Genomic DNA, 10,811 nt, shown 5'->3' with positions numbered 1-10,811 from the left:
CGCGCGCATCGGCGCCCTGCGCCGCCGCCGGGCGGCCGAAGGCGAAGGCGCCGAGCGCGGCGAGGCCACCCGCGGCCGGGGCGATCAGGCGGCGGCGGAAGCCGCTGGTGTCGGTCATGGTGTCTTCCCTTCCGTTCGCGTTCAGGCCATGGCGCCCTTGAGCCGCCTTTCCAGCAGCCCGACGCCGGTGGAGAGCAGCAGCGTGACGCAGAGATAGAGCGCCGCCACGGTGAGCCAGATCTCGAAGGTCATGAAGGTGTCGCTGATGATGTTGCGACCCTCGTTCGTCAGGTCGAAGACCGCGATCACGCTGACGATCGCCGAATGCTTCACCAGCGACACGCCGAGCCCGGCGAGCGGCGGCAGGATCACGCGCAGCGCCTGCGGCAGCACGACGCGCCGATAGGCGGCGCCACGGGAGAGGCCCAGCGCCCAGGCCGCTTCCCACTGCCCCCGGCGGACGGCCAGGATGCCGCCGCGGAAGATCTCCGTCGCGAAGGCGCCCTCGAAGGCGGCCAGGCACAGCACCCCCGCCCAGAAGCGGTCCATGCCGAGCACGGGGGCAAGGATGAAGTAGACGATGTAGAGCTGCACCAGCAGCGGCGTGTTGCGGATCGCCTCGACATAGCCGACCACCAGCCAGCGCCCGGCCAGCGAGCCCGAAAGCCGCAGCAGCGCCGCGCCGAGCCCGATGACCACGGTCAGCAGCAGCGCGATCGCGCTGATCTCCAGCGTCACCAGCAGCCCCTTCAGCAGCGGGCCAGGATAGATCTCCCCGTCGAACGCCTGGAACAGGTAGCGCGGCACGCGGTACCACTGCCAGTTGTAGCCCATGCGCCCGGCACCCTCGGCCAGCAGCCAGCCGATCAGGCCGAGGAACAGCGCAAACTGCCCGAGGTCGACCGCGATGCCTCGCAGCCGGCGCCAGCGCAGCCCCCGGGGCGCGGGGCGGGCAGCTTCAGCCGTCACGCAGCGCCCGGCGCTGCGGCGGACGCGCGAAGACGCGCCGGACCATCGGCGCGAAGACAGAGAGCGGCGCTTCCGGCAGGCCGGGCCGCAGCGTGCCCTGGTCGAAGCGGGCGACGAACTCGGCGGTGGTGGCGAAATGCGGATGGCCGTGCCAGCGCTCGCGCGCGGCCGGGTCGACCTCCACATCCGGATGGTCGTGGCAGTGATGGTCGAGGAAGATTTGGTGGTGCGTCAGCAGCCAGTGGCCGGCCTCCGAGACATACGGCCCGACCAGCGCCGCGGCGAAGGAACCATGGCTTGTGGGACAGAGCGTGAAGCCGACATCGTGCAGCAGCGCGACGACCACATATTCCTCGTCCCGCCCGTCCTGCAGCGCGGCCGTCGCGGCCTGCACGCAATGGCGGAAGTTGTTCACCTGGTAGCCGAAGGAGGGATCGGCGGCCGAGACCTCGAGCAGGCGCAGCACATGCGCGGCCTGCAGCTCGGCATCGAAGTCTCGGCGCTGCTCCCGCAGCCGCATCCAGTCCGCGCGTCGGAGCAGCTCCATCTCCGGCGGCTCGACATGCGCCATCTCCGGCCGCAACAGCGGCGAGCGCGTCGGATCGCCCGGGAACGCACGCGTCATTCGTCCTCCTTGCTGCGCGCCCCTCCCGTTGCGCAGCATGCCGAAGGCGATGCCGGACTGCAACGAACGCGCCGTCAGGCACCGGGGGCGCGGTACTTGAACGCCTTGTCGAAGCGCCCGACCACCCACTCCCCGCAGGCGATCGGCGGGTACTTGGCCTCTGCCGGATCGTCCAGCAGGTCGCGCGGATCAACGACGGCATGGAAGCCCGGATCGAAGAAGACCGCTGCGCTCTGCCGCGTCCGGCCGGAGGTGTTGACCACGCGGTGCGGATTGCTGCGGAAGCGGCCATTGGTCCAGCGATGCATCAGGTCGCCGATATTCACCACGAAGGTGCCCGGGATCGGATGCGCCATCACCCATTCGCGGTCCGTGCCCTTCACCTGCAGCCCGCCGGTCATGTCCTGCGCCAGCAGCGTCAGCCCGCCATAGTCGGTGTGCGGCGCCACGCCGAACTGCTCGCGCCCGAGTTCGGGTGGCTGCGGCGGGTACCAGATGGCGGACCCGCGCGCGAGCGGCCGCCGATAGGATGCGACGAAGAAATCCATGTCGCGGCCCAGGCTGAGCGCGAGGCCGCGGAGCACGGCGTGGCCCGCCGCCATCACCGCCTCGTACCAGGGATACAGCGCGGCGCGCAGTTCCGGCAGCGCGGCGGGCCACTGGTTCGGCCCCATCAGCGGGGTGCCGGCCGCGACCTCGGCGTCCGTCTCCGGGAGCTCCAGGCCCCAGACGAAGCTCTCCTTCAGGTCGGCCTTCGCGGTGCCGTACATCTTCGCCCCGCCCGTACCGATCCAGCCGCGGTGGCGCCGGTTCACCGCAACCTCCGCCTTCGCCGCCGCCGGCAGCGCGAAGAAGCGCGCGGCAGCGGCGAAGAGGTTCGCGGTCATCGCTTCCGGGACGCCATGACCTGCGATGTAGAAGAAGCCGATGCGCTCGCTCGCCTCGCGCATTGCGGCGCCGGCGGTGGCGCTACCGGCCTGGTCGCGCGCCACCAGGGGCGCAATGTCCACCACGGGGATGTCGTCCACCGCGATCGCGCGCGCCGTTGCATAGGCCATGTGCGGTCCCTCCATCGCGCTACGATCCCGCGCCCACGGGCGCAGGTGAAGCCTCCCCCTCCCGCCCCGCGGCCCAGAAGCCGAGCTCCGCCGCGCCGATGCGCGATTCCAGCGCCGCCGCCAGGCCGAGCGCCACCAGCGGCGCCAGCTTGAAGCCATGCCCCGAGCAGGCCGAGGCCAGCCAGGTCTCGCCGGGCAAGGCCTGCAGCACGAAGCGGTCCTCCGGCGCCATGGTGTAGAGGCAGTGGCGGATCGCCAGCACGCGATGCCGGTCGAAGCGCGCGATCGCCCGCCGCCCCGCGTCCAGCAGCGCCGCATGGCGTGCGATGTCGGGCGCCGCGCCGGGCGCCCCCGCCGCATCGGTGGCGTAGTCGCCTATCTTGAGCCGCATTCCGGCCCTCGGCGGCAGCACGTAGACGCCGCCGGTCGCGTGGTTCGGCAGGCGGCAGAGCAGCATCGGCGCGGCCGACCATGCCGCGGCGAGGTCCTCCGGCGGCGCGAGATAGGCCAGGGTCTGCAACGATACGCGCAGACCCGCCGCCGCGGCCGCCTCCGGCAGGAGTCGCGGCGCCCAGGCGCCCGCGGCGACCACCACCGCATCGGCGGCGACGCTTCCGCCATCGCGGAGCCGCACGCCACCCGCCGAGACGGCGGCGACCGCCGTCCCTGGCCGCACGATGGCGCCGAGCTGCGGCAGCAGCGCGGCCAGGTCGTCCAGGATCAGCCGCGCCAGCAGCATCCCCGACCCGTCCACCTCGATCGCGCGCAGCAGCCCCTCGCGGTTCAACACCGGCACCGAATCCAGCGCGGCATCGTCGAGCCGGCAGAAGCCAAGGCCGGCGGCGCGCTGCGTGCGCGCCACGGCCGCTTCCCACGGCGTCTCCGCGCGCAGCGCATAGACCGCGCGGCAGGGCACCAGGCGATCCGCCCCGGTCTCGGCGAACAGCGCCCGCCAGGCTGCGAAGGCAGCCGGCATCATCGCGGCATAGCCTTCCATGGTCCCATAGGCATGGCGGATGATGCGACCCTCGTCGCAGGAGGCTGCGCTGGGATCCGGCACCGCGCCGGCCTCCAGCACCGTCACGGCATGGCCGCGGCGCGCGAGCGCCCAGGCGGTGCAGAGGCCGAGGATGCCGGCGCCGACCACCGCCACGCGGCGCGGCCTTGCCGCCGCCGCACGGGGGATCAGGGCGGCGACCTGCCGCGTCAGGGGGAGCATCGATGCGACTCGACCGGATGAGTTGGCCAGAGCTGGAACGGCGCCTCGCCACGGGGCGGCGCGGCGTGATCCTGCCACTCGGCAGCCTGGAGCAGCACGGCGCGGCCGGCCTGCTCGGCACAGACACGCTCTGCGCCGAAGCGGTGGCGCTGCGCGCGACGGAGATCGCCGGCGGCCTGGTCGCGCCAGCCCTGCCCTACGGACCGGCGCAGTTCAACCTGGGCTTCCCCGGCACGGTCAGCCTGCGGCCCTCCACCCTGATGGCGCTGCTGGTGGATGCACTGACCAGCCTCGGCCACGGCGGCTTCACCCGCGTCCTGCTGCTGACCGGCCATGGCGGCAACACCGCGCCGGCGCTGGCGGCGATCCAGGAGCTGCTCTCGGATGTCTCGCTCGGTCGCCTCGGCTTCCCGCTGCCGCTCTCCGTGAAGCTGCGCGCCTGGTGGGAGGGGCCGCGCTGCGGCGCGTTGCGGCGCGAGCTCTACGGGGATCGCGAGGGCTTCCACGCCACGCCGTCCGAGGTCGCGATCGCGCTGCACGTCACCGGCGCGGCGCCCCGCCCATGGCCGCCCTTCCGACCGCTCGCGCCCGATCCGCTGGTGGATCCCGGCGGCGACCGGCACGAGGATGCGGCGCGCCACCGCGCGCGCCACCCTGATGGCCAGGTCGGGTCCGATCCGGCGCTGGCCACGGCCGAACACGGCGCGGCGCTGCTGCGGGCGGCGGCGGAGGACGTGGCCGAGACCTTCCTGGCCTTCGAATCCGCCGCCGAACCGGGTCATTCCTGACGCCAGGCCGTCGCCTCGACTTCCACGGTGATGCCCGGGGCGAAGAAGCCGGTCATGTAGACCCAGCCCAGCGCCGGGCGGATGTCGCGGAAGACCTCGCCATGCGCACGACCAGACTCCACCCAGTGCGCGGGGTCGGCCACGTAGATCCGCGTCTTCACGACATCCGCGAGCGTCATGCCCACGCCCTCCAGCGCTTCCCGCACCAGCTCCAGGCAGGCGAGCGTCTGGCGATGGACGTCGCCGGGATGCAGCACGCTGCCGTCGGACGCGCAGGGGCTGCACAGCGCGGTCTCGGCATAGGGTCCGACGCGCACCGCGCGGCTGTAGCCGCAGGTCTTCTCCCAGGGACGGTCGGTCGCGTGGACGCGGCGCATCACGCCTGGGTCACGCCCCATTTGCGGTTCACCTCATCGAAGAATCCGCTGGCCAGGCGGATCTGGATCCAGGCGTTGAGGAAGTTGGTGAACACCATGTCGTTGACCGGCGCCAGGAAGGCCATCGGGATCGGGTTGCGCGGCTGGTTCTGGAAGATCGCGACGAGGTCGGGATACTCGCGCGTCAGGAAGGCGGCCTCGATCAACGAGGACATGGTGGCGTCCACCCGCCCGCCGATCAGCTCCTGCCAGTCGCGCGCCGGGCTCTCCACGCGGCGCAGGGTGGCGCCCGGCAGCGCGGACTGCACCCAGGTCTCCATGGTGGTGCCGAGGTTGGTGCCGATCGTCACGCTGCGCTGGTTCAGCGCGTCCCAGTTGGCGAAGCGGTTCGCATCCCGCCGGCGCACCAGCGGCACGAAGGCGTTGCGGCCCCAGGGGATGGTGAAACTGGCCGCCATGGCGCGCGGCACCGACATCGACGTGCCGGTGAACACCACGTCGTACTGATCCGCGACCAGGCCGTTGATCAGCGTGCGCCAATCCGTCGCAATGAACTCCGCGCGCAGGTTCATGTCACGCGCCAGTTGCTGCGCGCATTCGATCTGGTGGCCGCGATACTCCCGGCTGGCCGGATCGCGGAAGCTCATCGGATTGAAGTCGCCGGTTGTGCCGAAGCGGATGCGGCCGGCCGCCTGCAGCGCCGCCAGCTTGCCCGACCCGGCAGCCTGCGCCTGCGCCTGGACGGGGATGGCGAGCGCGGCGGCGGCAGCGGCGGCGGCCGGCAGGTGGCGACGGTTCATCTCGGTGGTCTCCCGAAGGCTGCGGACGTCAACTTGCGCGATCGCGGAAGCGTGCGACATTCGCCGCGGCGCCGCAACAGGCGCGAACGGAGGCCGGATGCCCAGGACGAACCGACGCGGCCTGCTGCTGCTGGCGATGATGGCCCCCCTGCTGGCCGGCTGCGGTGGCAACTGGGGCTGGCATGTCGTGAACCCGGGCGACCCGCGCGGCCAGGCGAACCTCACCTTCATGCTGTCGGGCTTCTGGGCGACAGTGTCGCTCTCTCTGGCGACCATGCTGCTGTCCGTCCTGCTCGGCCTGGCCGTGGCGCTGCTGGGCATGGCGCGGTGGCGGGCGCTGCGCTGGACGAACCGGCTCTATGTCGAGCTTTTCCGTGCCATCCCGATCCTGGTGATGATCCTGTGGGTGTTCTACGGCCTGCCCGTGGTGCTCGACATCCGCCTCGACGTCTTCGTCGCCGCGATGCTTGCCATCGCCATCTGCGATTCCGCCTTCGAGGCGGAGATCTTCCGCGCCGGCATCCAGAGCGTGGAGCGCGGCCAGCGCGAGGCGGCGATGGCGCTCGGCCTCAGCCCCTGGCACCGCATGCGCTTCGTCATCCTGCCGCAGGCGATCCGCCGCGTGCTGCCGCCGATGGCGAACCAGTTCATCTACGTGGTGAAGATGAGCAGCCTTGCCTCGGTGATCGGCTACCAGGAGCTGACCCGCAAGGCGAACGAGCTGGTCGTGACGGTGTTCCGGCCGCTCGAGATCTACACGATCCTGATCCTGGAATACCTCGTGCTGATCCTCCTCATCTCTGCCGCCGTGCGATGGCTGGAGCGGCGGATGCAGGCGGACCAGTCGCTGCGCGTGTCGGGCTGACGGCCGACGGGGCGGCCGATTGACACCCGGCGCCGGCGCCCTCCAAGCTTCGCGCGACGCAGGCGCAGGTGCCAGGCCCGCGATGCGCCGGCGCGACAGCCGCTCCATGGACCAGGGACGCCGCCGCATGGGACGCCGTGACCCGCCTGTGCCGATCATCGCGGCGACGGAGGGCTCCGCGGCCGACCGCTTCGCGCGATCCCGCGCCTGGCACGAACGCGCCAGCCGTGTCCTGGCGGCCGGCGTCTCCTCGCAGTTCCGGGCCTTCGGCGTCTTCCACCCCATGCATTACGTGCGTGCCGAGGGCGCGCGCATGTGGGACGCCGACGGCAACGAGCTGCTCGACTACACCCTGGCGCAGGGCCCCTGCATCCTCGGCCATTCCCATCCGGAGCTGGTGTCGCGCGTGCAGGCGGCGGTGGCGCGCGCGCAGCTTTTCGCCGGACAGCACGAGGAGGAGGTGCTGCTGGCCGAGGCGCTGCAGCGCCTGATACCCTGCGCCGAGCTGCTCCGCTTCGCCTCCTCGGGGTCGGAGGCGGCGCAGGCCTGCATCCGCCTGGCGCGCGCCGTCACCGGGCGCCAGCGCATCCTGAAGTTCGACGGGCACTACCATGGCTGGCTGGACAGCGTCGCCTTCAACGTCGCGCCACCGGGCAACGCCGCCGGGGATGCGCCCGTGCCCTGGTGCGCCGGCATCGCGGAGAGCGCCGCGGCCGACGTGATCTGCCTGCCCTGGAACGACCTGGACGCCGTGCGGCGTACGATGGCGCGGCACGGCGACGAAATCGCCGCCATCATCACCGAGCCGGTGATGTGCAACCAGGGCTGCATCGAGCCCCTGCCCGGCTTCCTAGCCGGCCTGCGGGAGATCTGCGACGCGCATGGCTCCGCCCTGATCTTCGACGAGATCATCACGGGCTTCCGCATCGCGCTCGGTGGCGCCCAGGCGCAGTACGGGGTCACGCCGGACCTCGCGCTGTTCGGCAAGGCGCTCGGCGCCGGCTTCCCGCTCGCCGCCGTCGCCGGCCGCGCGCGCTGGATGGCGCCGCTGCAGGCGGGCACGACATACCATGCCGGCACGATGAACGGGAACAACGCCTGCGTCGCCGCGGGCCTCGCCACGGTGGAATTGCTGGAGCGCGACGACCACGCCGCGCTGCGCCGCATCGCGCGGCTCGGCGCAGCGCTGCGCGACGGCCTGGCCGAACGCGGCACCGCGCATGGCTTGGCGCTGCGCGTGCAGGGGCCGGGCCCGATGTTCCACATGGCCTTCTCCTGCCTGCCCCGCGCCACCGAATACCGGCATGTCGCGGCGGACGACCGCGCCGCCTACCAGTCCTTCTGCCGCGGCATGCTGCTGGAAGGCGTGCGGCTGATCGAGCGCGGGCTGTGGTATGTCTCCGCCGCGCACACCGAAGCCGACGTAGCGGCAACGCTCGCCGCGGCCGATCGCGTGCTGGCCGCGATCGCCGCGGGCCGCGGCACCTGACGCAACACCGCCCGCGGTGTTGCGTCCCGCCCGATGGTGCCGCCCGGCTCGTCAGCGGGCGCGCAGCAATTCCGGCACGCGCAGCAGCACCAGTTCGTTGTCGTCGGCGCGGAAGACGTGTCGGCCTGCACTGAACGGCAGGTTGTTGTCGTTGCCGACGATGATGTGGTCGGCGTCCACCATCGCGACGTTCTCGATGGTGAAGAAGGGAAAGGTGAAGCGGTCGCGCGGCGCGTTCGCCGGCAGGTCGCCGCGCAGCCGCGCCAGCCCTTCGCTGTCGCGTATCGCCATGAGGTCGATGTGGCCGATCTTGCGCACGAAGCCCTCGGCATCGGTCTGCGCCATGTCCACCAGCGTCACGCGCTTCACACGTGCCGGCAGCGGGAAGCACGGCGCCTGCGCCGAGGGCTGCGTTCCCTGCGCGCAGGCGAGGCCCGGATCGCCCTCTCCGTTGTCGCGCTCGATCACCAGGGCGCGCGTCGCGTCGATGAAGTTGAAGTCGCCGATCGCGGTGGCGCCCGGCTCCAGCCGGAAGCGCACGCTGCGACCGGTCCAATCGCCGCGTGGCACGCTGTACTCCAGAACACGCAGGAAGGCGCCCTCGGGCTGGTCGGAGCCTGGCGCGAAGAGCGGTTGCTCCAGCATCGCCCACAGCGTCTGCCCATCCGGCGTCAGCGCCATCCCCTCATAGCCGCCGGAACGGCGCACGCGATACGCCACCCCTGCCGTGGGAGAAGCCGCGACCTGCAGGGCGTGATGGTCCGGGCCGATCAAGGGCTGGCCGTCCAGGCGCGTCTCGACCACGCGCTGGACGCGCCCCGCCGCATCCACCTGGATCAGGTAGGGGCCGAACTCGTCGCCGATCATGAAGCCGCCCTCGGGCAGCGGCTGGATGCTCTCCAGGTCGAAATCCGCACCGGTCAGGTAGCGGGCCTCCGTCCCCTCGTACGCGATGCGGAACGGCACGCGCCGCAGCGGGTCGGAGAGGAAGGTGGTGTGCAGCACCTCCACCTGCCCAGTCCGCCAGTCCGGGCGGACCTTGTGGAACATCAGCAACGCGTCCGGGCTGTTGCGTCGGTTGCCAAAGCCGTTGTCGGTCAGCACCCAGAAATGGCCCGACTCTCCGGCGACCGGCTTGATGCCGGAGAACCCCTGGACGGGCTGGCCGATGAAGGGGAAGGCGATGCCGGTCGGGCGACGGCCATGCATCGCGCCGGTGTCGCCCATGACAGCGCCGGGACGGTCCACGCGCAGGTTGCCCGGGCCGGCAAACTTCCCGGAGACCAGCGCATCGCGGGGTGCGTCGGCCGGCGGCAGCGCCATGGTGAAGGCCGGCAGGATGGCATGGCCCGCCAGTGTCGCCTCGAAGCGCTGGTTCGCGAAACCAGGCGCCGCCAGGCCCATGGCCGCGGCGGCGGAGAGCAGAAGGGCGCGCATGCATGTTCCCCGTTGTTGGGCGCGCGTCCTCTACAGGCGACCGGTTGCAGCGGCGTGACACGCGGGTGACGGGATGGCGTCGCGCCACTCAGCGCCCGATGGCCAGCGCCACGCCGCCCGCAAGCAGACCGGCGAGCGAGCCGAGGCCGAACAGCATCCCGAAGCGCCGCCCGCCAAGGGCGACAGCGTAGGCCGACTTGGCCAGGATGTTGCTGGCCACCGCGACCGCGACCGCCTGCGCCGCGAGGGTGGTCGTGATCTCGCGCGGCGCCAGCAGCGGGACCGACAGCGTGATGGCATCCACATCGGTGAGGCCGGTCACCGCAGCGATCACAAGCACCGCGGCAGCGCCGAGTTGCTGCGCCGCCAGCGTCGCCAGCGCACCGACGCCGGCCAGCAACGCAGCCATGCGCAGCACCGAACCGATCTCGAAGGGGTTGCCGACCGGGCCAGTGCCACCCGCCGCACCGTCCGCGCGCCGCATCACTACAACCGCCGCGGCGCCCATCGCCACCGCCGCGGCAACCAGCGCAGGCAGCAGCAGCCGACCCGTCTCGGCCGCCACCAGCAGCGCCAGCACAGCGGTGCGGAGGCAGGAGACGGCACCCGCCACGAGGGCGCCCGCCACCAGCCCGCCCGCCGCGCCGCCGCGGGCCGCCGTGCCCGCGTTGCTGACCGTGACGGCGGTGGAGGAGACGAGCCCTGCCGCCGCGCCGGCCAGAAGCAGCCCGCGCCGCTCCCCGCCCAGTTTCACGGCGAGGTAGCCGAGATAGGAGATGCCAGCGAGCAGGATGGCCAGCGTCCAGACCTTGTGCGGGTTCACATTCGCCAGCCATGAGATCGGCGCATCCGGCACCAGCGGCAGCGCCACCAGCGTCATCGACAGCAGCAGGATCGCGGAGCGCAGTTCCGCCCAGGTGATGCGCGCCATCAGCCGGTGCAGGGATTCGCGCGCCGCGAGCACCGCCGTCATCGCCACCGCCGCCGCGCCCGCCGCCGCCGTCTCGCCCGACACCGCCAGCGCGCCGAGTGCGTAGGTGGCAAGCGCGGCGACCAGGCTGGTCGCGCTGAAGCGCCCCTCCGCCTCTGCCTCGCGCAGGGCGAAGGGCAGCAGCACGGCGACCAGCGCCAGCAGCCCCGCCGCCACCAGCAGCGCGCCCCCGAGCTCCCCGGCCCGCACCGCC

General features: G+C 72.2%; 11 protein-coding genes. 3 read left to right on the top strand and 8 right to left on the bottom strand.

Features of this window, described 5'->3' with window-relative positions; all coding sequences use genetic code 11:
* Positions 1-141: 141 nt before the first annotated feature.
* The 4 genes from OZN99_RS16920 to OZN99_RS16905 form a co-directional block, all read right to left on the bottom strand.
* Positions 142-969, bottom strand: a complete 828-nt coding sequence (locus OZN99_RS16920; protein ID WP_270936435.1) for an amino acid ABC transporter permease — start codon at positions 967-969, stop codon at positions 142-144.
* Entirely contained in the window at positions 959-1,594 is a 636-nt protein-coding gene (locus tag OZN99_RS16915; protein WP_270936434.1) for a hypothetical protein, read from the bottom strand. The genes OZN99_RS16920 and OZN99_RS16915 overlap by 11 nt, the downstream gene beginning before the upstream one ends.
* Before the next feature lie 74 nt (positions 1,595-1,668).
* Positions 1,669-2,652, bottom strand: coding sequence for an isopenicillin N synthase family dioxygenase (locus OZN99_RS16910; protein ID WP_270936433.1), 984 nt, complete (start codon positions 2,650-2,652; stop codon positions 1,669-1,671).
* A 19-nt stretch (positions 2,653-2,671) separates the two neighbouring features.
* Positions 2,672-3,871, bottom strand: a complete 1,200-nt coding sequence (locus tag OZN99_RS16905) for an NAD(P)/FAD-dependent oxidoreductase (protein ID WP_270936432.1) — start codon at positions 3,869-3,871, stop codon at positions 2,672-2,674.
* A gap of 2 nt (positions 3,872-3,873) precedes the next feature.
* Here OZN99_RS16905 and OZN99_RS16900 point away from each other — a divergent pair, with 2 nt between their 5' ends.
* The gene (locus OZN99_RS16900) at positions 3,874-4,659 is read left to right on the top strand and encodes a creatininase family protein (protein ID WP_270936431.1); all 786 of its coding nucleotides are present in this window, start codon (positions 3,874-3,876) and stop codon (positions 4,657-4,659) included.
* On the opposite strand, the gene OZN99_RS16895 is transcribed toward OZN99_RS16900, so the two are convergent.
* Together OZN99_RS16895 and OZN99_RS16890 are read right to left on the bottom strand one after the other, a co-directional pair.
* Positions 4,650-5,036 carry a Rid family hydrolase gene (locus OZN99_RS16895; protein WP_270936436.1) on the bottom strand — a complete coding sequence of 129 codons (387 nt, stop codon included), beginning with the start codon at positions 5,034-5,036 and terminating at the stop codon, positions 4,650-4,652. The two genes, OZN99_RS16900 and OZN99_RS16895, sit on opposite strands and share 10 nt — an antisense overlap.
* Positions 5,036-5,836, bottom strand: a complete 801-nt coding sequence (locus OZN99_RS16890; RefSeq protein WP_270936430.1) for a transporter substrate-binding domain-containing protein — start codon at positions 5,834-5,836, stop codon at positions 5,036-5,038. Before OZN99_RS16890 ends, OZN99_RS16895 begins: the two co-directional genes overlap by 1 nt.
* A gap of 97 nt (positions 5,837-5,933) precedes the next feature.
* On the opposite strand from OZN99_RS16890, the gene OZN99_RS16885 reads away from it, so the two are divergent.
* Positions 5,934-6,701, top strand: coding sequence for an amino acid ABC transporter permease (locus OZN99_RS16885; protein WP_270936429.1), 768 nt, complete (start codon positions 5,934-5,936; stop codon positions 6,699-6,701).
* A gap of 127 nt (positions 6,702-6,828) precedes the next feature.
* Positions 6,829-8,190: an aspartate aminotransferase family protein gene (locus tag OZN99_RS16880; protein WP_270936428.1), complete on the top strand. Its 1,362-nt coding sequence runs from the start codon at positions 6,829-6,831 to the stop codon at positions 8,188-8,190.
* 51 nt (positions 8,191-8,241) lie between these two features.
* Here the strand turns inward: OZN99_RS16880 and OZN99_RS16875 are convergent, their stop codons facing one another.
* Together OZN99_RS16875 and OZN99_RS16870 are read right to left on the bottom strand one after the other, a co-directional pair.
* Positions 8,242-9,627 carry an esterase-like activity of phytase family protein gene (locus OZN99_RS16875; protein ID WP_270936427.1) on the bottom strand — a complete coding sequence of 462 codons (1,386 nt, stop codon included), beginning with the start codon at positions 9,625-9,627 and terminating at the stop codon, positions 8,242-8,244.
* An 88-nt stretch (positions 9,628-9,715) separates the two neighbouring features.
* The coding region (locus OZN99_RS16870) for a DUF4010 domain-containing protein (protein ID WP_270936426.1) at positions 9,716-10,811 on the bottom strand (1,096 nt) is incomplete at its 5' end.

This window comes from Falsiroseomonas oryzae, from assembly GCF_027856955.1.
Classification (GTDB): domain Bacteria; phylum Pseudomonadota; class Alphaproteobacteria; order Acetobacterales; family Acetobacteraceae; genus Falsiroseomonas; species Falsiroseomonas oryzae.
This window is presented reverse-complemented; position numbering and strand designations above follow the sequence as displayed.